This is a genomic window from Photobacterium leiognathi, assembly GCF_030685535.1.
Classification (GTDB): Bacteria; Pseudomonadota; Gammaproteobacteria; order Enterobacterales; family Vibrionaceae; genus Photobacterium; species Photobacterium leiognathi.
Genome location: NZ_CP131601.1, coordinates 541,475 through 565,276, shown reverse-complemented (window position 1 = coordinate 565,276; position 23,802 = coordinate 541,475). Strand labels below are relative to the sequence as shown.

The window sequence follows — 23,802 nt, the reverse complement described above, 5'->3', positions numbered from 1 at the left end:
CTTATTGAAGATCACCCGCTTAATAATAGATTCAGCTTTAAAATAGAAAAGTATAAAGTTTACTCTTCAGTTAACCAGACTAATGATGCCTGACGCCCTGTGACTGACTGACGACGGTAGGAGTAAAACTGCTGTTCATCACTGAACGTGCAATATTCTCCCCCATATACCTCTGTAATACCTAAACGCTGCAAACGTTGTTTAGCCAGTAGATACAAATCTGCCAGCCACTTATCACCATGAGGTTTAAATGCAAGTTCAGCATTGGCATCAACCGCCATAAACTGTTCGCGCACTTCACCACCAACTTCAAAAGCATCAGGACCAATAGCAGGACCTAACCACGCCATGATGTTATCAGGTGTACAATCGAATTTATCAACCGCATTTTCAATAACACCACTAGCAAGCCCTCGCCATCCGGCATGTACGGCAGCAACTTCAGTACCTTGCTTATTACAAAACAAAACAGGTAAACAATCTGCCGTCATGATGGCACAGGCTAATCCCGGAGTGCGAGTAAAGCTACCATCGGCATCTGGTACTGATGAAAGTGCAACATCAAGCTCGATAACGTCAGCACTATGGATTTGGTTTAACCACGCAGGTGATTCAACTAACTCACAGTATTGCTTTAAGCGTTCACGATTTTGCTTAACATCGCTTTCGTTATCCCCAACATGTAACCCTAAATTTAATTCATGATAAGGCGAAGCACTTACGCCACCAGAGCGCGTAGTGCTAATTGCTTTTACCGATTTAGGAGCTGGCCAGTTAGGAATAATCGCTTTCATTAATAATCGTCTTCGCTGTTTTCTAGTGTGTCTTTACGCAAGATATCAATCATAGCCACCATGTCATTTGGCAATGGTGCATGCCACTCCATCTTCTCACCAGTGATTGGGTGATCTAAACGCAACATACGCGCGTGAAGAGCTTGGCGATCAAATGCACGTAGTGCCTGAATAAATTCAGGAGACGCATTACGAGGTGGACGAGGACGACCACCGTATGTCACATCACCAATCAAAGGATGGCTTAGGTATGACATGTGAACACGGATCTGGTGTGTACGACCCGTTTCTAGGCGTAATACAATACGGGTATGTTCACGGAAACGCTCAGCAACACGGTAATGGGTGATCGCATCTTTACCCATTTCATGTACAGCCATGCAAGTACGTTTTGTTGAGTGACGACCAATTGGCTTTTCAACCGTACCGCCGCCCGTCATTTGACCAATCGCTAATGCTTCATATTCACGAGTGATCTTACGTTTTTGCAACGCACGAACTAAACGAGTTTGCGCTTGAATTGTTTTCGCAACTACCATCAAGCCCGTTGTGTCTTTATCAAGACGGTGCACGATACCAGCACGTGGTACTTCTGCTAATGACGGACAATGATGCAATAATGCATTCAATACTGTACCGTCTGGCGTGCCCGCACCTGGGTGAACAACAAAGTCACGCGGTTTGTTGATCACAAGAATATCGTCATCTTCATAAACGATATCTAATGGGATGTCTTGCGCAACCCAACGTACTTCATCTTCAATTTCAGCTTGGATGAATAACTCTTCGCCACCCATCATTTTTTCACGAGGTTTCTTGACGACTTTGCCATTCACTGAAACCATACCATTTAAAATCCAGTCTTTAATACGCGAACGCGAATAATCTGGATATAATTCAGCAACAACCTGATCCAGGCGCATGCCTAATTGGCTTTCACCAACTGTGTTTGTTAATTCTATTTGCTGTGCCATAGCGAACTTTTTTAAAAAGCGTGGGACTAATTGCCATACGCTGCGTAAAATATACCAAGCTTAAAACTATGCTTGATGTAACCTAATATAGTGTCATTGTATCTGTTAACGGCTCAGACCGTAATGGATCGAGCAAAATAAAATTTTTATCAAGGAAACTAACGCCGCAATGAAACGCCTGACAATCACGACTCTTCTTGCCGTAGCCCTTCTTTCAGGCTGTTCGAGTAAAGAAGAAGTAATACCAGATGTTCCACCATCAAACCTGTATGCGACAGCACAAACTGCGCTACAAAGTGGTAACTGGACATCGGCTATCGAACAATTAGAAGCGCTTGATTCACGTTACCCATTTGGTGCTTATTCCGATCAAGTACAGCTAGATCTCATTTACGCTTACTACAAAAGTGATGATCTTGCGCTAGGTGAAGCAACCATTGAACGTTTCTTACGTTTAAATCCCGATCATCCACAAGCTGACTGGGTTGTGTATATGCGTGGCTTAACGCATATGGCACAAGACCGTAGCTTTATGCATGACATGTTTAATATCAATCGTTTTGACCGTGATCCAACGCCATCACGCCAAGCATTTACTGATTTTAAATACCTGTTAGAACGTTACCCTGAAAGTGAATATGGCGCAGATGCTAAAGCACGTATGATCTTTTTGAAAAACCGTTTAGCCAATTACGATTTAGCAACGGCTGACTTCTATGTTCGCCGTGAAGCATGGATTGCAGCAATTAACCGTTGCCAGCAAGTACAACGTCTGTACCCAGATACAGAAGCTGCACGTGAGTCATTGAAGTTAGAAAAAACTGCGTATGAGAAACTTAACTTACAAAAAGAAGTGGAACGTACCGAAAAGATGATGAAATTAAATCCAGCAAAATAATTATTCGCTCAATTTAGTTTTATGAAAAAACAAACGGCAGCTTTTTTAGCTGCCGTTTTTTTATCTGTTGTTATTTACCACAATAATTTTGTGCCTTCTGCGTTAATTTTTTAACAATTAAGCACTTAACCGCACGAACAAAAAACACACAAATAATTAAAATGGTTATATAAAATCCCTAGTTAGCACAGGCCACCAGCGTTTCACCTTTGTTCATACTGCCTTAAATATTGATCGCATCTCAAGTACTTTTTATAAACTTTTTTGCTACAAACCCATGATGATCACAGATTTTTTTGCTGAGAATTATTAAAAGATGAAATGTGATATAAATCACATTATTAAGTTCTAAATTTAGTAATCTGAACTCAACCCAACGAAGGGTAGCAAACGAGGAAGATAATTATGACATTAGAAATCACTGGCAAAAACATCGATATCACCCCGGCTATCCGTGAGCGTTTTGAATTTAAGTTCAATAAGTTAGAGAAGCTTCAGGTACCGCTAATCAAAAAGCATGTTGTGATTAGCAAAGAGCCAAACAAGCAATTCAAAGTTGAAGCTGCAGTTAATATCGCAGGAGGAGAGTTGGTTGCTTCTGCAGAGCATGATGACCTGTTTGGTGCAATTACAGAGCTTTACCAAAAGCTTGACCGTCAGCTTAAAAAGCAAGCTCACAAACCTAATGCACGTCGTGCTAGCCACAGTGAAAAACCTGGACTAGTTGAAGAAGAAGTAGAACTAGACGACGCATAATCATCGCTACATTATAAGGATTTAAAATAGCCCCGCTCTGCGGGGCTATTTGCTTTATCGTATTAACGTTCATTAACACTTCAATGTTTTATCACCACTCTTTTTCCATCCTTAGTCATTCCCGCTAATCTGCTTGACATTAAATACCCCGCTGCATAATGTGACTAAAGATAAAAAGTGACCACTCAGCTTGTAATAAACACACTTAAAGCACCTACACCAATAGGTATCACTGTGTTTATTTAGATAAGCTACATTCGGAAATCTGATAGGGACGCCAATGACCGATACTCGCTACTCTCTCGACGACATTCGTAAAAATGTTAGTCGTATCGATAACGCTTTACTTGAACTACTGGCAGAGCGACGTACGCTTAGTTTAGAGGTGGCAAAAAGTAAAATTAGTACAGCCAAACCTGTTCGTGACCAAACTAGAGAGCAAGAGCTATTATTAAAGCTTATCGAAACAGGTAAACAACATCAGTTAGATCCACAGTACGTAACACAGATCTTCCACACCATTATTGAAGATTCGGTTTTATTTCAACAAGCCTACTTACAAAAGCTAGCGAACCCTGACAGTGCAAACCCATCAGCACGTGTCGCATTCCTTGGCTCAAAAGGCTCGTATTCGCATCTCGCTAGTCGCAATTACTTTAGCCGTAAGCAAACGGATTTAGTCGAGATCAGCTGCTCAACATTCCGTGATATTTTCAATATCGTTGAAACCAGCAATGCTGACTACGGTGTATTGCCGATTGAAAACACCAGCTCTGGCTCAATTAATGAAGTTTACGACTTATTGCAGCACACTAGCCTTTCTATTGTTGGAGAGATCACTCAACCGATTGAACACTGCTTGCTGACGGCGGTAGAAACCAGTATAGAGAAGATTGATACCTTATATTCTCACCCACAACCCCACCAGCAGTGCAGTGAATATCTCCACAGTATGGGCAATATCAAACAAGAGTATTGCTCAAGCACAGCTGATGCAATGGAGCAAGTTGCTGCGCTGAAACAACCTAACGTAGCGGCAATTGGTAATGCATCCAGTGGTGAGCTTTATGGTTTAACCGCAATCCAATCTAACATTGCGAACCAACAAGAAAACTTTACCCGCTTTATTGTAGTGGCACGAAAAGCGGTTGATGTGACATCCTTGATCCCTGCAAAAACCACATTGATTATGTCAACGGCACAAAAAGCAGGATCACTAGTTGAGTGCTTACTGGTACTTCGTAATCTTAATATCAATATGAGCAAGCTTGAATCTCGCCCTGTGATTGGTAATCCATGGGAAGAAATGTTCTATGTAGATGTAGAAGTGAATTTGAAATCTGCCACTATGCAGCAAGCATTAGAAGAACTTACTCGCCTAACACGCTTTATCAAGGTATTAGGCTGTTATCCAAGTGAAAATGTTGCACCAACGGATGTTGATATTATCGAGTAATATTTTCCAATAGATAATAAAAAGCCCGTAATGATCATCAGATCATTACGGGCTTTTTTAATCATGCACTAACTATGCTTTACGATGAGTTGAATCGTTCGCCTGCCTAAGCAGTCCCTGGCTCTCTGCTAAAAAATGTTCAGCGTAATCGCCAAACCATCCTGATACCTGACCAAAGGCTTGTTTAAACGCCTCTTTGTCTTGAGCATCTAGCATTTCAATCGCTTCACCAAAGCGCTGATGGAAACGTTTGATCATCGCAATATTCTGTGGTGCCGACATGATAATGTCACCGTACAATTGTGCGTCCTGAGCAAACAGACGCCCTACCATCGCCAGCTCTAAGCGATAAATAGGTGAGCTTAACGACATTAACTGTTCTAGCTTAGGATCTTCTTCAGCAAGGTGAACACCGTAAACAAAAGACGTAAAGTGACGTAGCGCCTGGATCAAGGTCATGCCCTGATCATGTTCAATCGCACTGATACGATTTAGCGTTGCGCCCCAAATCTGAAATTGCTCCAGTAACCACTGGTAACTTTCAGGGTTACGACCATCACAGTACACAATCACCTGTTTTGCCAGACTTGGAATATCAGGACCAAACATTGGGTGCAGACCAACCACAGGGCCTTTGTGTACTTCCAGCATTGCCTGTAATGGACCACTTTTCACCGATGTTAAATCAGCAAGTAAGCAATCTTCTGGTAAGTTACCTAGCTTTGCGATCACAGACTCTGTTAAGTGGATAGGTACAGAGACAATCACCATACCCGCATCATGCAAGATCTCATCTGCACGATCCCAGTCTTGGCTGCCTAATACTTTTACTTGATAGCCTGATAACGTCAGTAAGCGATTAAATAATTTACCTAATTGCCCATTACCACCAACGATCACAATAGGTCGTAATTCAGGGTTTAAACACTTAAAGCCTGAATCATTTTCACTGGAATATGACTCTCGCATCGTTCGGCGAAGTACATCTTCAATCAAATCCGCTTGCACACCTTTACGTTCTGCTTCTTCACGACGAGAAGCCAACATGGCCGCTTCACGATCTGGCGCATAAATAGGTAAACCATGCTGGCTTTTTACCACGCCCACTTGCTCGACTAATGCAAGACGTTGAGCTAATAGCTCAACCATTTGACGATCGACATCGTCAATTTGATCTCTTAATTTGCTTAACTCAGCAACCATGATTTCTTTCTATCCGTAATTATTTAATTCGATCTTGTAAAAACGGCACTAATTCCTTATGTGCCTGACGCAATAGTTGTTCTGTCGTTTCCCAACTAATACATGCATCAGTTATCGATACACCGTATTTCATCTCATCACGAGGAAGATCAGCACTTTGATTTCCTTCATTCAGATGACTTTCAATCATCAATCCAATAATAGACTTATTTCCTTCACGGATCTGATGAATAACATCTTCAGCAACTAGAGGCTGGCGACGATAGTCTTTACGAGAATTGGCATGGCTACAGTCTACCATTAAGGCAGGAGAAAGACCTGATGCAACCATCTCGTTTTCACATTCTCTTACTGAAACAGAATCATAGTTGGTTTGCTTACCACCACGTAAGATAACGTGACCATCAGGGTTACCTTGGGTATTGAGTAATGCAACCTGCCCCTCGGGATTAATACCCATAAACTTATGACCTGATGCTGCCGCCTGCATCGCATTAATCGCAGTTGCCAAGCTACCATCTGTACCATTTTTAAAGCCAACTGGCATGGATAAACCGCTTGCCATTTCACGGTGTGTTTGTGATTCGGTAGTACGTGCGCCAATAGCTGCCCAGCTAAATAAATCACCTAGGTACTGCGGACTAATTGGATCCAGGGCTTCAGTTGCTAAAGGAATACCTTCTTCTACTAAGTCGACTAATAATTGACGACCAATATGCAAACCTTCTTCGACGGCAAAAGAGCCATCAATATGTGGGTCGTTAATCAATCCTTTCCAACCGACTGTGGTACGCGGCTTTTCAAAATATACGCGCATCACAATGTAAAGTTGATCACTAAGCTCTTCTGCTAACTGCTTTAACTTCTGTCCATAAGCTTTGGCTTGCTCTACATCATGAATGGAGCACGGTCCACATACAACCAGTAAACGATGATCTCGCTTGTGAATAATATCTGCGATAGTTTCACGGGATTGCTCAACAAAAGACAATGCTTGTTCTGAAACAGGTAGGTTTTGTTTTAGCTTTGCAGGCGTAATAAGAACAGATTCATCTTCGATATGAACATTATTGAGTTGGTCTTTTTGCATAGTGGCATCCCTGTCGTTGATTTGTTAGCGCGAAACACAATCCTTGTTCCGTTATCACTATATCCATTAGTAACATCATGCTAACAAACATAACAAGCCTTGATGGTTTAATGCAATAGCACTGTAAATAAAAAATACCACTTGTAAAAAAAAATTTACACCGCTAATTCAATGCAAAAAATAAGAGCGAACAAACTGACTGTGCCCGCCCTTATTTCATCATTCTTTTTCGTATAATTATAATATTGGCTCGCGTGACATATAACGCTCAAAACCTTGTTGCCATTTTGCTTTAAATAATGGGACTTCACTACGATATTCACAGATTCCCCAATTTGAATCCCCTTGCTCACCTAACTGCAATACATGCTCAATCGAGCAGTAGTTATCACGACCTTTATTATAGCCTTGCATATATTCTTGATGATTAGGCGTTTCCGTCGCGTCATATTTATCTGAAATTTTATCTAGTTTTTCTGTCGTTAGCGCAACTCGACCACCAGCACCGTCATAAAAACCGAGCTTTTCAAAATTTCCTTTGCTGATCAAAGAGGACTGTGTGACACAGCCAGATAGAAAAACAACAGAAATCACACCTAGCGTAGAGATTAGCTTCATCTTTTTTTCCTCTTATTTTTCGTAAAAATCGTCTTTTCTATTCAACTTAAAAGCATTTCTTTTCAGATTATTCACCCTTCATTTGATGTTAATCAAAATAAGCATAAACAAACCAATAAGTTAAGAATTACAAAACATGCACTTCAACAATTATGAATTTTATACAACATGAGGATTATTTAACCTATTACTATCTTCAAAAATTAGTGAGTAATTTATATGGATTCAGTAACGATACAGCCAACATCAACATTACCTCACTATTTGCACGGTTCTGTGACTTTAGTCGGTGCCGGACCTGGTGATCCTGAGCTACTCACCGTTAAAGCTTTAAATAGTATTCTCGATGCTGACGTTATTTTGTATGACTTTCTTGTTTCACCAGAGATCGTTGCTCTATTTCCTAAGCAAAGTCACGCTATTGCTGTTGGCAAACGCTGTAATGGGCAATCAACCTCACAGCAAACGATTAATGAACTTTTATTGCAGTACGCCCAACTAGGCAAAAAAGTTTGCAGGCTAAAAGGTGGAGATCCTTTTATTTTTGGGCGTGGCGGAGAAGAAGCACTCTTTCTAGAGCAACATAACATTCAGTGCGCCATCATCCCTGGTATTACTGCTGCAATGGGATGCTGTAGTTATAGCGGTATTCCATTAACCCATCGCCAAGTATCACGCGGATTTACAGTTATCACTGCACATAGTCAAAAAGATACACATCAAATTAATTGGCAAGCATTGGTCGAATTACAACATAGCTTGGTTTTTTATATGGGGCTCAATCGAGCCGAGCAAATTGCAGCACAATTAATGCGTCATGGTATGGCGGCATCGACTCCTATCGCCATTATTAGCCAAGGCACAACACCAAACCAAAGTCAGCTCATCACCTCTTTAGCTCAGCTACCCGAACAACTTGCGAAGCATGCTCTACCAAGCCCTGCACTTATCGTGGTTGGCGATGTGGTTACCTATCATCATCAAATCCACAACACCTTGCTTCGTGATATCGAATATTACTTATAAAGGCTACTGATCATGGAAAAATATCTCAGTATGGATGAGTTGAATGACGTCTTTCGTCAGCTCGGCTCACAATACAAAATTATGGCGCCCGCCTATGAACACTTTGGCGGCCGTTTTGCTCACACCGATAACCTGCTTTACCAAGAAGTGAAATCAGCAGAACAAATCGTGTGGAAGAAAAAATCTCATTTTTCACCTAAAGAAGTGGTATTGCCTATCACTGAAACCCTGTTTTACTTTAATGGTGATGAGTTAAGAGAGTCCCGCATCGATCCAAGACCGACCCTACTTTTCCTTCGTAGCTGCGATATTCATGCGTTGGAACGTCTTGATCATATGTATTTGAAAAATGGTGGTAATGCGGATTACTACTACGAAATGAAACGTAAAAAACTCAAACTCATTCTGCTCGAATGTAGCTCAAGTTTTGAGAACTGTTTCTGTGTCTCAATGGGGACTAACCAAACCGATAATTACGATGCCGCAGTTCGATTTAGTGATGACGGCCTTCATATTCAAATCAACGATAATAGCTTGAAACCGCTATTTGAAACCGTTGGTACAGAAACAGACTATCAACCACAGTTTGTTCAGTCTAACCCAACAACAGTACGTACGCCTGACCAAGTGTGTGATGATCCGAACCTCATCAGACAGATCCTGCAAAACGATCCAAGCTGGGCACAATACGATAGCCGTTGCATTGGTTGTGGTCGTTGTACTACCTCTTGTCCGACATGCAGTTGTCACAGCGTATTTGATGTCGCTTATGATGAAAATCCAACTCAAGGTGAGCGCCGCCGTCAACAAGCCAGTTGTATGACAGGTGACTTTACCAACATGGCTGGCGGTCATAAATTCCGTGAAAAAACCGGTGAGCGTTTACGGTACCGTGCATTGCATAAAGTCAATGACTACAAGGCACGTGAAGGTACTAACCATATGTGTGTTGGTTGTGGTCGTTGTGATGATCGCTGCCCACAGTACATTTCTTTTACCACCATCGTTAATCGTATGACCGATATTGTCGAACAACACCTCATTGATCGTCAAAAGGAGAAAGCTGATGTCTAGTCAATCAACCGCTCACCAATGTAGTTGCGGTGATCATAAAAATATCCTATTACCAAAAGCTTACCCTATTTTGGCAATCACTAAACACACAGAGCTTGAGTGGAACTTCCGTGTTGCTAAAGATTTTGATGCCAAACTAGGGCAATTTGTTGAAGTCTCTCTACCAATGGTCGGTGAAGCGCCAATTTCAGTCTCTGATTGCGGTGATGATTACGTTGATTTATTGATCCGAAATGTCGGTAAAGTAACCAATCGTCTCTTTGAGCTCAATGTTGGAGACAATGTTTGGATGCGTGGCGTTCATGGCAATGGTTATCCAATAGAGCACTATCATCATCGCCATCTTGTCATTATCGCTGGCGGTACGGGGGTTGCTCCAGTTAAAGGGCTAATGCGCCACTTCTCTGAACACCCTGAAAAAGTGAACGGTATGGACATGATCCTCGGTTTTAAAAATAAAGAGGCCGTTTTATACCTTGATGAAATGCCGTTATGGCGTGAACGTCAAAACCTCATCACCACCTTAGATGAAGGTGAAGAAGATAAAGAATTTCATCTTGGTTTAGTGACCGCACATATCGACAAACTGGATCTGTCTGATCTTGCCAATACCCAAGCGATTGTGGTTGGCCCACCTATTATGATCAAATTTGCAGTACAAGCACTGTTAAAAGAAGGACTCACCAAACAACAAATTTGGGTGGATTACGAACGTCGTATGGCCTGTGCTGTTGGTAAATGTGGGCATTGCCGTATGGGGGAAAAATACGTGTGTATTGATGGTCCTGTATTTCGTTTTGATGAAGCTGAGCATTTGGTCGATTAGGAGGAAATTATGGGATTAGATATCGATATTATTAAAACCCGTGCTAAAGGTGATTATCGCCTATCGAAAGTACGTGGTGAGTGCATGATCAGTGTACGTATTCCCGGCGGTATTATGCCTGCTTATTTATTATCAACAGCGCAGCATATCGCAGAGAAATACGGCAATGGGATCATCCACCTAACAACACGACAAAAGCTGGCTATGCCAGGTATTCATTACCGCGACATTGATAAAGTAAATGCAGAGCTTGAGCCCTTTATTCAAGATATTACTGTCGAAATGTGTGGTATTGAAGTTGAAGATACCAAAGCGGGTTACCAAAGCATTGCCGGACGTAACATTGTCGCTTGCCAAGGTAGCCGTATTTGTCAAAAAGCTAACACCGATACTACAGGGCTTGCTCAACGCTTAGAGCATCACATCTATCCACAGCCTTATCACTTAAAGATTGTCGCAGCTGGTTGTCCTAACGACTGTGCAAAAGCGAATATGGCTGACTTTGGTATTTTAGGTATCGCTAAAATTAACTTTACACCAGAACGCTGTATTGGTTGTGGCGCTTGTGTACGTGCTTGTCAGCACCATGCTGTTAACTGTTTATCATTGAAAAATGGTAAAGCGGTGAAAGAAGAGAGTAAATGTATTGGCTGTGGTGAATGTGTATTAGCTTGCCCAACATTGGCATGGCAGCGCGATCCAAAACAGCTTTATATGGTTAAGCTTGGTGGACGGACATCAAAGAAAACGCCGCGTGTAGGTAAAACATTTTTAAATTGGGTAACTGAAGATGTAATTCATCAAGTGATCAGTAACTTACTTGAATTTGAAAAAGAGATGCTTGAGGGCACACCCGTTTACCTTCATATGGGGCACTTAATTGACCGAGCTGGCTACCACAAATTCAAAGAGCGTGTATTACGTGGGGTAACATTAAACCCCGAAGCACAAGTTGCAGAGCGTATTTACTGGTCAGAAGAAGAATACGTTGCCAATATTCATTTAAAATAAACGACGTTACAAATCCGATAGCCTATCTCGTTGATAGGCTTTCATAGTGCATGATTTCAATACATGTCATGCAATACAAAAAAAGCCCACCTTTCGGTGGGCTTTTTAATTAAACGTCTAAACGTCAAGCGTTTAAAGCTATTACTTAGATAGCTTCTCACGGATACGCGCTGATTTACCAGAACGCTCACGTAGGTAGTACAACTTGGCACGACGTACTGCACCACGACGTTTAACAGTAATGCTGTCAACTACTGGAGAGTGAGTTTGGAACGCACGCTCAACACCTTCACCGTTCGAAATCTTACGAACTGTGAATGCAGAATGTAGACCACGGTTACGGATTGCGATTACAACGCCTTCGAAAGCCTGTAGACGCTCACGGTCACCTTCTTTAACCTTAACCTGAACAACAACAGTGTCACCTGGTGCGAATGCAGGTAGGTCTTGTTTCATTTGCTCTTGCTCAAGAGCTTTGATGATGTTACTCATTTGGTATATACCCTAGAATAAACTGATACTAAATTAATTAAATGCTTGCTTTATGTTCGCGGATAAATTCCGCTAGCAAGAATTCCTGATCGTCAGTCAGAGCTAGGTTTTCCAGGAGCTCTGGTCTTCTCAGCCATGTACGGCCCAACGATTGTTTTAATCGCCAGCGACTAATATCTTTGTGATTGCCAGACATTAATACCGAAGGTACTTCCTGTCCGTCCAACACTTCTGGTCTTGTGTAATGAGGACAATCTAACAAGCCATTTGCAAAAGAATCTTCTTCTGCTGACGCAAAGTCACCTAATACGCCCGGTACAAACCGAACAACAGCGTCTACTAACGTCATGGCTGGTAGTTCACCACCCGTTAACACAAAATCACCGATAGACCATTCTTCGTCTACCTCTTGTTGGATAATGCGCTCATCAACCCCTTCATAGCGACCACAAATAAGAATCAGATTCTCATTGGTTGCTAACTCCTCAACACCAGCCTGATCCAGCTTACGGCCCTGAGGGGAAAGGTAGATTACTTTAGCCTTACCTTTTGCAGACTGTTTAGCAGTGTGAATGGCATCGCGCAATGGCTGCACCATCATTAACATACCTGGTCCACCACCGTAAGGGCGATCATCCACCGTACGATGTTTGTCGTGCGTAAAATCACGAGGATTCCACGTTTCGACAGTCAAAAGGCCTTTTTTTACCGCCTGGCCTGTTACCCCAAAATTGGTAATGGAAGAGAACATTTCAGGAAAAAGGCTGATTACACCAACCCACATGTTACTCACCTTATTACCGGAGGTTAAAACTCAGGATCCCAGTCAACTTCGATCCGCTGAGCAGTGCGATCAATCAACTTGATGACCTGCTCATCGAGGAACGGAATTAAGCGTTCCTTCTGCCCAAAAGCATCTTTTAAGTTCGCCTTAACAACTAACACGTCGTTTGAACCTGTTTCCAGGATGTCTGTAACTTTACCTAGGTCGTAACCTTCAGTTGTTACTACAGACATACCAAACAACTCACGCCAGTAGAATTCTTCATCTGACAATGCGGGTAGTTGCTCAGCCAATACAGCGACTTCAGCGTTAGTGAAAACTTGGGCTTCCTCGCGGATGTCCATGCCTTCTAGCTTAGCCACTAGGCCTTGGCCATGGCGTTTCCATGATTCAACATGGAACTCTTTCCACTCGCCCTTTACTTTAATTAGCCAAGGGGTGTAAGAGAAAATGCTTTCAGATTGTTCGGTGTAGGAAAAAACTTTGAGCCAACCCTTGATACCGTAGGTGGCACCCAGTTTACCGACAATAATGTGGTCTTGGTTTTTATTGCTCATCGTTTCTCTTCTACCTTAAAAATCAAATTAAGCTGCTTTAGCTGCATCTTTGATTAGTTTTGCTGCGCGGTCAGTCACAGAAGCGCCTTGACCTACCCAGTGGTTTACGCGGTCTAGGTCTAGACGTAGACGCTCTTCTTGACCCTTAGCTAGTGGGTTGAAGAAACCGATTTGCTCGATGTTACGACCGTCACGTGCACAACGTGAGTCAGCAACAACGATTTGATAGAATGGACGCTTCTTAGCGCCGTGACGTGCCAAACGAATGGTTACCATATCGTCCTCTTTGCATTACTGTAAATTAAATTGGCCCCGCTTAAAAAACGGGGCCCGTGCCAAAATAAAGCCTCGGAATTTTACTCTTTAGAACGACGAATGCAACTTCTTTAGTTACTTTTTCGCCAGTAAAATAACCGATCGACTTTAAAATCTTTTAAAATTATATAATTAGCGACCAGGGAACATGCCACCGCCAGGCATCATGCCTTTCATTTGGCGCATCATGTTCTTCATTCCACCCTTCTGCATCTTTTTCATCATCTTCTGCATTTGAGTGAACTGTTTCAATAGACGGTTTACGTCCTGAACCTGAGTACCAGAACCCGCTGCAATACGTTTTTTACGAGAACCTTTGATAAGTTCTGGTCGTGCACGCTCAGCTTTGGTCATCGAGTTAATGATCGCTTCCATTTGAACGAAAATCTTATCGTCCACTTTATCTTTCACATCAGACGGCAGTTGTGACATACCAGGAAGCTTATCAAGCATTCCCATCATACCGCCCATGTTTTTCATCTGTTGTAACTGGCTACGGAAGTCTTCTAAATCAAAGCCTTTTTTATCTTTGAATTTCTTCGCCAGTTTTTCTGCTTCTTTCTTATCAACGTTACGTTCTAGATCTTCAATTAAAGAAAGAACGTCACCCATACCTAAGATACGTGAAGCCACACGGTTCGGGTGGAACGGCTCTAGTGCGTCGGTCTTTTCACCCACACCCAAGAATTTAATTGGCTTACCTGTAACATGACGAACAGATAATGCCGCACCGCCACGCGCATCACCATCAACTTTAGTCAGGATCACACCTGTTAGCGGTAGTGCATCATTAAAGGCTTTTGCCGTGTTTGCAGCATCTTGACCTGTCATGGCATCAACCACGAACAATGTCTCAACTGGGTTTAGGGTTTGATGAACGTCTTTAATTTCATCCATCATCTCTTCATCAACGTGAAGACGACCAGCAGTATCGACGATAACCACGTCGTAGAACTTTAGCTTACCGTGCTCTAATGCAGCCTTGGCAATTTCTACTGGTTTTTGCTCAACATTAGATGGGAAGAAATCGATACCGATATCACCTGCTAATGTTTCTAGCTGTTTGATCGCCGCAGGACGGTAAACGTCGGCAGAAACCACTAATACTTTTTTGCTATCACGCTCTTTTAATAGCTTACCTAGTTTACCGACGCTGGTTGTTTTACCTGCACCTTGTAAACCTGCCATTAAAATCACAGCCGATGGCTGACAGCTTAAATCTAGACCTTCGTTTTCTTCGCCCATCACCAATTCAAGTTCAGCTTGAACGATCTTGATGAACTCTTGACCTGGGGTCAGGCTTTTTGATACTTCAGTACCAACAGCGCGCTCTTTTACACGCTTAACGAACTCACGAACAACGGGCAGCGCAACATCGGCTTCGAGTAAGGCCATACGTACTTCACGTAGGGTATCCTTGATGTTGTCATCCGTAAGGCGACCACGGCCGCTGACATTTTTAAGCGTTCGCGATAAACGCTCGGTTAAATTTTCGAACATGTAGTGCTACTCGCTCGTTACGCAACTCAATCAAAATTGCAAAATCACTAAAATTGGCACAAGTATACCGCAAAAAGCCCCTCGCTTTCATGTAATCCGCTGTCACTTTTAGGTATTACGTTGGCGGCGAAGGTTTGAGCAAGGTATAATTGCCACTCTAAAACCTTATAAAATAGCCATTAGTTAATACGGAGCTATCTCATTTATTATGGATATGTTACTTGCTATTCCAGCCGTTGGCTTTTACATCATTGCACTTTTGCTGGTGATCCCAGGACTTGCAAATAATAACGGCATTAAAGCCCAGCCTGTTTTCGCAGCCGCAAGCATTGCGATTGTGCTACATATCCTATTGCTTAAAGATCTTATCTTTGCTTGCTCAGGACAAAACCTCAGTATCCTTAACGTTGCATCGTTGATCAGCTTGATTGTGGCAAGCTTGACCACGGCTGCAATGTTAAAAATGCGGATTTGGTTTTTGCTGCCTGTTATTTACAGCTTTGCTGCAATCAACTTAGCAGCATCAGCATTATTGCCGGGGGCTTTTATTACCCATTTAGAGGCGCATCCGCAAGTATTACTGCATATTTCTCTTGCGTTGTTCTCATATTCAACCCTGATGATTGCTACTTTATATGCAATTCAACTGGCTTGGCTTGATCATAAGCTAAAACACAAAAAGAGCTTAGCGCCGAATCCTAACATTCCACCGTTAATGATGGTTGAACGTCAACTTTTCAAGATCATCGTGGTGGGATATGCGTTATTAACGGTCACTTTATTCACCGGATATCTGTTTATTCACGATATCATAGCCCAAGGTAAAACCCATAAAGCGATACTATCATTATTAGCTTGGTGTGTTTACAGCGTCTTATTGTGGGGTCACTACCGACAAGGTTGGCGTGGGCGTCGTGTGATTTGGTTTAGCTTAATTGGCGCCTTTCTACTCACACTGGCTTACTTTGGGAGCCGCTTCGTAAAAGAAATTATCATTGGTATGTAATTAACATAGCCTAATCTTGATTCATATAGAATCTCACTATAATTAAAACATTGATAACTTTGCCCTATTGGGCTTTCAGCTTGTATAAAAAATTAAGGATTACAACTTTTGGACGATATCTCCACGGGTGTACTGTTCTCTCTACTCATTTTAATGATCATCCTATCAGCCTACTTCTCCAGTTCAGAAACAGGCATGATGGCACTAAACCGCTACAAACTGCGTCACATGGCCAACCAAGGTCACAAAGGGGCAAAACGTGTTGAGAAGTTGCTTTCTCGTACTGACCGCTTAATTGGCTTGATCCTGATCGGTAATAACCTTGTAAATATCCTCGCTTCTGCCATCGCTACTATTTTAGGTATGCGTTTATACGGTGATGCTGGGGTGGCTATTGCAACTGGTGCACTAACCATTTTAATTCTCGTTTTTGCCGAAGTGACGCCAAAAACTGTTGCTGCGCTTTATCCTGAACGTATTTCTTACGCCAGCAGTATTGTTTTAAATATCTTAATGAAAGTGCTTTACCCATTGGTATGGTTTGTTAATGGGATCACCAGTGCTTTCTTATTCTTGCTTGGTCTGAAAAGTAGCAACAACAGTTCTTCAAAATTGAGCTCTGAAGAGCTACGAACAGTCGTCAATGAAGCTGGCGGCTTGATCCCACGTCGTCACCAAGACATGCTGCTTTCAATTCTGGATTTAGAAAATGTAACCGTTGAAGATTTGATGGTGCCGCGCAGTGAAATTGCAGCGATTAACGTAAATGATGATTGGAAATCAATTGTTCGTCAGTTAAGCCATTCTGCTCATGGTCGTATCGTGCTGTACCGTGACAATATTGATGAAGTGGTGGGTATGCTACGTGTACGTGAAGCGTATCGCCTTATGATGGACAAAAACGATTTCAGTAAAGAAAACCTACTGCGTGCTGCCGATGAAGTGTATTTCATTCCAGAAGGCACACCACTGAATATCCAGCTGTTGAAGTTCCAACGCAATAAAGAGCGTATTGGTTTGATTGTTGATGAATACGGCGACATTCAAGGCTTGATCACTGTAGAAGATATCTTAGAAGAGATCGTCGGTGAATTTACTACCTCTATTGCACCAACGTTAGCTGAAGAAATTACTGCTCAAAGTGATGGTAGTTTAATGATTGAAGGCAGTGCCAACATTCGAGATTTGAACAAGAGCCTAAATTGGAAACTGCCAACTGATGGTCCTCGAACCTTAAATGGTTTGATCTTAGAGCACTTAGAATACATTCCAGAAAATCAGGTCAGTATTATGATTGCTGATCATAAGATGGAGATTGTGGAAGTGTCCGACAATATGATTAAGTTAATCAAAGTGTTACCAGACAACCCATAATGAACAAAAAAAGCCGACATGATGTCGGCTTTTTTATTATCTGTTGTTTTACCACCAGCTTATTTTACTTTTAGCTCTTGTAACATCGCATCTGGGAGTGCCAACTCATTATTTAAGTTAACAGAGATCCCTTGCGCTAGGATCGTTTGAGCAATTTGCTTCGCTTCATCTAATGAGTGCATGTCATAAGTACCGCACTGATATTCATTAAGCTCAGGGATCTGATTTTGTGACTCAACCTTTAGTACATCTTCCATCGCCGCTTTCCAGCTAGCAGCAACGACAGCTTCTGTTGGCGTACCAATTAAGCTCATGTAAAAACCTGTACGACATCCCATTGGGGAAATATCAATAATTTCGACATCTTGCGAGTTTAAATGCGCACGCATAAAACCAGCATAAAGGTGTTCTAAAGTATGAATACCACGCTCACTTAAAATATCGACATTAGGGCGACAAAAACGCAGATCAAACACAGTAATAGTGTCACCTTTTGGAGTCTGCATGGTCTTTGCCACACGAACCGCAGGTGCATTCATCTTAGTATGATCAACGGTAAAACTATCGAGTAATGGCATTGTTTGCTTCTCCTTGCACGTAAATCCTGACTTATTCAATTATTGGTGTTTTTCCTAAGTTAGCAACTTATGAATTAAAACCACCAGCTTCTATTACTTTCTAATTCTTTGCGGCACTGTTTTAGCTGCCAACCATAATTCTTCGATTGCTGCTCTACTTTACGCGCAACCTTGGTCAACCATGGCTTTTTCCAATACGTTCCACGTTTATAGCCACCTCGCCCTTCATGGTAAGCAAGGTATTGACGATACGCATCCCATTTAGAGATCCCAAGCTGACGCTGCGTTTCATGGGTATACCAGCCAACAAACTGTAGTGAATCACCAAAGTCGGTACGAGATCCACCATGCCCGGTGTGTTTTTGAAAATCTTCCCATGCTGGATCTTGCGCTTGTGCGTAACCATAAGCACTGCTCACACGTCCCCAAGGAATAAAACCTAGTACGTAATCTTTTGGTGGTTGAGCATCATGGCGAAAGCTACTTTCTTGCTTAATAATTGCCATCGCCACATTGATCGGTGTACCCCACTCTTTTTGCATATCAACAGCATCGTCATACCAACTTGGGTACTGACGGAAGATATTACAAATATTCGACTGATCCCGTGGCGGCGCACTGGCACACCCTGTCACAATGAAAGTGATACCGAGTAACAAAAAGAAACGAAGAGAAAGCTGCATATATACTCGCACGTTAAAAATAAGGCATGGATTGAGTACGACAGGATAGCAAGATGAAAGCGAATGGAAACTGAAAGAAAGGTATGATCATCCATGTTATATCTGTGCGCATCACAAAATATAAAAAATAATAAGCTGGTACCGTCCTGATACCAGCTTTAATTCACACGAGAAGCTTATCACGTTCTCTGTGCTGCTATTTATAATCCGATATTAATGTCGGCAAAATAGTTATCAAGGTATTCGTCAAAAGAGACAGTGTCATCACGTTCGATTTGCTGTTGCTTCTCTATTGAGTGATGTACTTCTTGTTCAAACGTTTTTGCATCATAAAAGCGGAAACCTTGCTCATTTAGGTAACCTAAATGTTGTGCCGCTAACTTGTAACCTAAATTACCAATGCCTTGCTCCGCTTTAATTTGCTCAAGCAATTGCGCTGAGAGCGTACGTTCAGGATGATGAATCCAACCTAATAAACGCTCACATGTTTGTTGGTAAAGAGTGTTACCGTTTAGCTCATCAATGGTTTTCGCTACTTGCTCCAATTCAGCAAAGACACGCGAACCCCAATCTTTTAAGCTTAAACGCTCACCAGCACAGCCAATCTTAAGCATTAGCTCAGGATTACGACCGTCAACCACAACACGGTTCCAGTTATCACGCCAGCAAGCTAACTCGCTGTCATCCATATCCGCAGATGGTGTTAATACCGCCCACGTTAGGAATAAATCAAGGAAACGAACTTGATCTTCACTGATACCAATCGGGCTAAATGGGTTTACATCTAACGAACGTACTTCGATGTACTCAACACCGCCACGCTTTAGTGCTTCTGATGGTTTTTCACCACTTTTGGTAACACGTTTTGCGCGAATTGGCGCATAAAGCTCATTTTCAATCTGTAGCACATTACTGTTTAGCTGACGACGTTCACCATCAACAATCACACCAATGTCAGCAAACTCTTTTGACGGAGTATGAATCGCTTTATTTAAGCCTTCTAGGTACTGATCTAAGCTATTAAAGCCAATTTTCAACGAGCTTTGCGCATTATTGGTGTAACCCAAATCACTTAAACGTAATGCTGTTGCATTCTCTAAGTAATAGGTACCTGTACCCACTTTGCTAAATGATTCCTTCACTTTGTCGTCTTTAATAAAAGAGCCACAAAGTGCAGGAGACGCCCCAAATAAATAAGGAATTAACCAACCAAAACGGTAGTAATTACGGATCAAACCAAAGTATGCATCCGATACTGATTCTTGGCGTTGCTCTGGCGTTTGCTCACCAAATAGACCATCCCAAAAACTATCAGAGAATGAGAAGTTAAAGTGAACACCAGAGATGATCTGCATCACGCTACCATAGCGATGCTTCAAGCCTTCGCGGTAAAGCGTTTTCATACGTCCAGTATTCGATGAACCGTATTGCGCTAAAGTAATATCATCTTGCGAGCCAACAAAACATGGCATCGACATTGACTATAAACGCTCACCATCCATTTTGCTTAAAGCAAATTTATGGATATCTTCAAGTTGCCATAACAGCTGATCAACATCGGTTGATACTGGTGTAATAAATTCCAACAATGATTCGGCAAAATCAGTTGTGACCCACTTATTGGTTAGTGCAGAACCTAATGCCACGGGATGAGGTTGTTGGGATAAATGCCTGTCAGCAGTAATTCGAAGTGACTCTCGTTCAAGTCCACGCCCAAACTGGGTTAATGCATCAGCATGAGTAGAAAGCTGCTGTAACCTCTGTGAAAAATCCATCAAGGCTATTCTCGTTTTAATCTAATTTAAGGAAAACAGAGTAATCATTATTGCGTGTGATTACCATCATTTATATCAGCAAAACTTGCGAAAGACTTTTACTGAATGGTAACAACCAGCACCCTGTACTGGTTGTTACCGAAAGCACAATTATTTCGTTAGGGAGAGAAGATGAACAGGTAGCCCTAATGTCTTCAATTGTGGTTCTAAGCTTTTCGCATCACCAACCACAATGATTTGATAGTCTTTAGGGTTAAACCATTTTTCGGCAAGTTTATCCATCGTGGATTTGCTGATGCTATCGACAATATGATTACGTTGCGCGACAAAATCTTTAGGTAGATGATAAGCCAAGATATTACCTAATAAGGCTGCTTTTTGGCTTGGTGTTTCATAACTAAGGGCATCTTGCTGACCTACCGCTAAGCGCATAAAGTTAACTTCTTTATCGGTTAACCCTGATGTACTCATTTTCTTAAGTTCAGCTAAGAATTCTTTAATCGAAGCAACAGTAGTATTCGCGCGAACTTGAGCGTAATACACGCCGAGTCCTACCTCTTTACCACCACTGAAGTAACCGCCAGCGCCATAGGTATAACCTTTATCTTCACGTAAATTCATGTTGATACGGCTATTAAAGTTACCAGCTAAGTTAAAGTTAGCTAACTGGGTTTTAAATAGCTCCCCCGTTGCATCAAATGGCATCCCTTGACGCGCTAAACGGATCACCGTTTGTGGAGCATTAGGCTTATTCACTAACCAAATTGCTTGCTGCTTTAATACAGGTAGAACTTGTGGCGTAATACTTGGTGCTGGTGCCCCTTGCCATTGACCAATAGGCGCTAATGCTTTCGTTAATTGAGATTGGGTGATATCCCCTACCACAACCGCATCAGCACTGTTTGGCGTGTAATAACGCTTATAGAAATCTTTCACATCTTGCAGCGTAATACGACTCAACGTTTGTTTCGTACCATCAGATGGACGACTAAATACCGTCCCTTTAAATAATACTTCTCGGGTTGCTTGGCTTGCTAACCAATCAACACTTTGGTGCTCATAAACAATACCTTCAATCATCTGCTTTTTAAGGCGGTTAAAATCACTTTCTGTAAACGCAGGATGGAATAAACGTTGTTCCAATAGCGCCATGGTTTCAGGTAAGTTTTTGGTTAATGTGCTTAGCGATATTGTTGTGTCATAAAGCCCTGCATGAACAGAAATACTACTGCCTAGCGTATCTAACTTAGAAGCTATTTCTTCAGCAGTAAACTTCTCTGAGCCTTCATTCATCATGGCTGCGGTTAGCTCAGCTAAGCCCTCTTTACTCGCCGGATCTAAACGACGCCCTGCTCGGTACTGTTAACTGTAAGCTGATGGTTGGGGTTTCTTGATACTGAGTACCAATCACTTTGATCCCATTCGCTAAGCTAAACTCGTACAAGGTTGGCATTACCGCTTTAACAGGTTTTGAAGCCTTCGGCATTACTGAGCGATCAAAGTTGTCTTTGACGGTGCGATACGCCAGATCTTTATCTTCAATCTTGGTATTTTTCGGTAACACGCGCGGAGCTGGCGTATAGTTAGGTTTTGCCGCCTGAAGCTGTAATTCACCATGTGGAACAACACTTAGCGTGACACTAGGGTGCTGATAAATGTACTGGTTGTACGCTCGCATAACGCTTTGCGTATTCACTTTATCAATGTTCGCTAGATCCGTTGATATATAGTTAGGGTTACCAAAGAATGTCTGATAAGCCGCTAGTTGTGAGACCTTACCGCTGACACTTTGTAAGCCATAAATCGCACTCGCTTCAACCGAACCTTTAATTTCATCCAGTTGGGCTTTCTTGATCCCTTGTAGCTCAATACCGTTAACGACTGACATCACTTCTTTACGTAATGTATCTAGGTGACCTTTGTCGCCACTTGGTGCCATCGCATACACATACATGGTACAAGCGAGCTCTGCACAATCTTGAAATGCGCCTGCATCAACTGCTTTACCTGTTTTCACCAGTTTTTGATAGAGCAAGCTATTGGTACCGCTACCAATCACTTGGCCTAACATATCCAATGATGGTTGTTCTGCTGCGCCTAAATACGCTGTCGGCCACCCCATCATTAACATTGGCTGCTTAATATTATCTTGCAGTGTAATGTAACGATCAGACGGCAATGTCACAGGCTGCTTCGGTGCATTTTTTACTTCTGGACCTCGTGGAATAGAGCCAAAGTATTTATTCACCCATTCCAATGTCTGCGCTTTATTGATATCACCACCAATGGTTAAGGTAGCATTGTTTGGCCCGTACCAACGCAGGAAGAAAGCTTTAAGATCGTTAACATCAACACGATCTAAATCTTCTACATAGCCAATGGTTTGCCATGAATATGGATGGCTACGTGGATATAAAGCTTCCGCCATTTTTTCATAAATCAAACCATACGGACGGTTTTCAAAATTTTGCGCACGCTCGTTTTTCACCGTATCACGCTGAATTTCGAACTTACGCTGAGATACCGCATCAAGCAAAAAGCCCATACGATCGGACTCAAGCCACAAGACTTTTTCTAATTGGTTGGCTGGTACCGTTTCAAAATAATTAGTGCGATCTCGGTTAGTACTGCCGTTTAAATTACCGCCAGCTTCAGTGATCAATTTGAAATGCTGCTGATCGCCGACATGTTTCGAGCCTTGGAACATCATATGCTCAAAGAAGTGAGCAAATCCTGATTTACCTTGTTGCTCGCGCGCTGAGCCAACATGGTAAGTCACATCCACATTCACTAACGGATCAGAATGATCAGGCGATAAAATAACAGTAAGTCCATTGGCTAAACGGTATTTACTATAAGGGATCACAGCTTCTCCCTTCACCGCTTTGACTTGCTCGACAAACGTCACCCCTTTCGGTAACGCTTGCGTTGATGACTGCTCTACAAATTGACTACAGCCCGTTAGTGACAGCACAGCTGCACTCAGGATCCATTTTTGCACTCTCGAATTCC

At 42.1% G+C, this 23,802-nt stretch carries 21 protein-coding genes and 2 pseudogenes; 9 read left to right on the top strand and 14 right to left on the bottom strand.

From position 1 onward, the window contains the following. Window positions 1–59: 59 nt before the first annotated feature. A complete protein-coding gene (gene pgeF, locus Q7674_RS09680; protein WP_045066019.1) occupies window positions 60–794 on the bottom strand; it encodes a peptidoglycan editing factor PgeF in 735 nt (244 codons plus the stop codon). Further along, a complete protein-coding gene (gene rluD / locus Q7674_RS09675) occupies window positions 794–1,768 on the bottom strand; it encodes a 23S rRNA pseudouridine(1911/1915/1917) synthase RluD (RefSeq protein WP_008988057.1) in 975 nt (324 codons plus the stop codon). The genes pgeF and rluD overlap by 1 nt, the downstream gene beginning before the upstream one ends. 169 nt (window positions 1,769–1,937) lie before the next feature. Between rluD and bamD the strand changes: the two genes are divergently transcribed. The 3 genes from bamD to pheA all read left to right on the top strand — a co-directional run bounded on the left by bamD (window position 1,938) and on the right by pheA (window position 4,878). Further along, window positions 1,938–2,666, top strand: a complete 729-nt coding sequence (gene bamD, locus Q7674_RS09670; RefSeq protein ID WP_008988056.1) for an outer membrane protein assembly factor BamD — start codon at window positions 1,938–1,940, stop codon at window positions 2,664–2,666. A 405-nt stretch (window positions 2,667–3,071) separates the two neighbouring features. Continuing rightward, complete coding sequence (hpf, locus tag Q7674_RS09665) at window positions 3,072–3,422, top strand: ribosome hibernation-promoting factor, HPF/YfiA family (protein ID WP_008988055.1); 351 nt, start codon at window positions 3,072–3,074, stop codon at window positions 3,420–3,422. Window positions 3,423–3,702: 280 nt separating this feature from the next. Then, the gene (pheA, locus tag Q7674_RS09660; RefSeq protein ID WP_305423626.1) at window positions 3,703–4,878 is read left to right on the top strand and encodes a prephenate dehydratase; all 1,176 of its coding nucleotides are present in this window, start codon (window positions 3,703–3,705) and stop codon (window positions 4,876–4,878) included. A 72-nt stretch (window positions 4,879–4,950) separates the two neighbouring features. Here pheA and tyrA read toward each other — a convergent pair whose 3' ends face one another. From tyrA to Q7674_RS09645, 3 genes are all read right to left on the bottom strand, one after another. Continuing rightward, a complete protein-coding gene (gene tyrA / locus Q7674_RS09655; protein ID WP_305423625.1) occupies window positions 4,951–6,081 on the bottom strand; it encodes a bifunctional chorismate mutase/prephenate dehydrogenase in 1,131 nt (376 codons plus the stop codon). 19 nt (window positions 6,082–6,100) lie between these two features. Next, a complete protein-coding gene (locus Q7674_RS09650) occupies window positions 6,101–7,171 on the bottom strand; it encodes a 3-deoxy-7-phosphoheptulonate synthase (RefSeq protein WP_008988052.1) in 1,071 nt (356 codons plus the stop codon). Between the two features lie 237 nt (window positions 7,172–7,408). Next, the gene (locus Q7674_RS09645; protein ID WP_045066029.1) at window positions 7,409–7,789 is read right to left on the bottom strand and encodes a DUF2799 domain-containing protein; all 381 of its coding nucleotides are present in this window, start codon (window positions 7,787–7,789) and stop codon (window positions 7,409–7,411) included. Window positions 7,790–8,008: 219 nt separating this feature from the next. On the opposite strand from Q7674_RS09645, the gene cobA reads away from it, so the two are divergent. The 4 genes from cobA to asrC are packed head-to-tail and all read left to right on the top strand — an operon-like array spanning window position 8,009 to window position 11,726. Then, window positions 8,009–8,815: a uroporphyrinogen-III C-methyltransferase gene (cobA, locus tag Q7674_RS09640; protein WP_008988050.1), complete on the top strand. Its 807-nt coding sequence runs from the start codon at window positions 8,009–8,011 to the stop codon at window positions 8,813–8,815. 12 nt (window positions 8,816–8,827) lie between these two features. Further along, a complete protein-coding gene (asrA, locus tag Q7674_RS09635; RefSeq protein WP_023933480.1) occupies window positions 8,828–9,889 on the top strand; it encodes an anaerobic sulfite reductase subunit AsrA in 1,062 nt (353 codons plus the stop codon). Next, window positions 9,882–10,715 carry an anaerobic sulfite reductase subunit AsrB gene (gene asrB / locus Q7674_RS09630; protein ID WP_045066031.1) on the top strand — a complete coding sequence of 278 codons (834 nt, stop codon included), beginning with the start codon at window positions 9,882–9,884 and terminating at the stop codon, window positions 10,713–10,715. The genes asrA and asrB overlap by 8 nt, the downstream gene beginning before the upstream one ends. Before the next feature lie 9 nt (window positions 10,716–10,724). Next, a complete protein-coding gene (gene asrC / locus Q7674_RS09625; RefSeq protein ID WP_008988047.1) occupies window positions 10,725–11,726 on the top strand; it encodes a sulfite reductase subunit C in 1,002 nt (333 codons plus the stop codon). Between the two features lie 141 nt (window positions 11,727–11,867). Here asrC and rplS read toward each other — a convergent pair whose 3' ends face one another. From rplS to ffh, 5 genes are all read right to left on the bottom strand, one after another. Further along, on the bottom strand, window positions 11,868–12,218 hold the full coding sequence (gene rplS / locus Q7674_RS09620) for a 50S ribosomal protein L19 (protein WP_008988046.1): 351 nt from the start codon (window positions 12,216–12,218) through the stop codon (window positions 11,868–11,870). 37 nt (window positions 12,219–12,255) lie between these two features. Then, window positions 12,256–13,002: a tRNA (guanosine(37)-N1)-methyltransferase TrmD gene (gene trmD, locus Q7674_RS09615; protein ID WP_023933478.1), complete on the bottom strand. Its 747-nt coding sequence runs from the start codon at window positions 13,000–13,002 to the stop codon at window positions 12,256–12,258. 23 nt (window positions 13,003–13,025) lie between these two features. Then, a complete protein-coding gene (rimM, locus tag Q7674_RS09610; RefSeq protein WP_008988044.1) occupies window positions 13,026–13,559 on the bottom strand; it encodes a ribosome maturation factor RimM in 534 nt (177 codons plus the stop codon). Between the two features lie 27 nt (window positions 13,560–13,586). Beyond that, window positions 13,587–13,835 (bottom strand): 30S ribosomal protein S16, encoded by a 249-nt coding sequence (gene rpsP / locus Q7674_RS09605; RefSeq protein WP_008988043.1) that lies wholly within the window; start codon window positions 13,833–13,835, stop codon window positions 13,587–13,589. Between the two features lie 171 nt (window positions 13,836–14,006). After that, entirely contained in the window at window positions 14,007–15,374 is a 1,368-nt protein-coding gene (ffh, locus tag Q7674_RS09600; protein WP_305423622.1) for a signal recognition particle protein, read from the bottom strand. Between the two features lie 208 nt (window positions 15,375–15,582). On the opposite strand from ffh, the gene Q7674_RS09595 reads away from it, so the two are divergent. Then, complete coding sequence (locus tag Q7674_RS09595) at window positions 15,583–16,380, top strand: cytochrome C assembly family protein (protein ID WP_305423621.1); 798 nt, start codon at window positions 15,583–15,585, stop codon at window positions 16,378–16,380. A 108-nt stretch (window positions 16,381–16,488) separates the two neighbouring features. Beyond that, complete coding sequence (locus Q7674_RS09590; protein ID WP_023933472.1) at window positions 16,489–17,754, top strand: HlyC/CorC family transporter; 1,266 nt, start codon at window positions 16,489–16,491, stop codon at window positions 17,752–17,754. 59 nt (window positions 17,755–17,813) lie between these two features. On the opposite strand, the gene luxS is transcribed toward Q7674_RS09590, so the two are convergent. The 4 genes and pseudogenes from luxS to Q7674_RS09570 form a co-directional block, all read right to left on the bottom strand. Beyond that, window positions 17,814–18,332, bottom strand: a complete 519-nt coding sequence (luxS, locus tag Q7674_RS09585; protein ID WP_008988039.1) for an S-ribosylhomocysteine lyase — start codon at window positions 18,330–18,332, stop codon at window positions 17,814–17,816. A 74-nt stretch (window positions 18,333–18,406) separates the two neighbouring features. Beyond that, window positions 18,407–19,015: a transglycosylase SLT domain-containing protein gene (locus tag Q7674_RS09580; RefSeq protein ID WP_008988038.1), complete on the bottom strand. Its 609-nt coding sequence runs from the start codon at window positions 19,013–19,015 to the stop codon at window positions 18,407–18,409. Window positions 19,016–19,215: 200 nt separating this feature from the next. After that, window positions 19,216–20,793, bottom strand: a pseudogene (gshA, locus tag Q7674_RS09575) (glutamate--cysteine ligase). 147 nt (window positions 20,794–20,940) lie between these two features. After that, window positions 20,941–23,791: pseudogene (locus Q7674_RS09570) on the bottom strand (M16 family metallopeptidase). Between the last annotated feature and the right edge of the window lie 11 nt (window positions 23,792–23,802).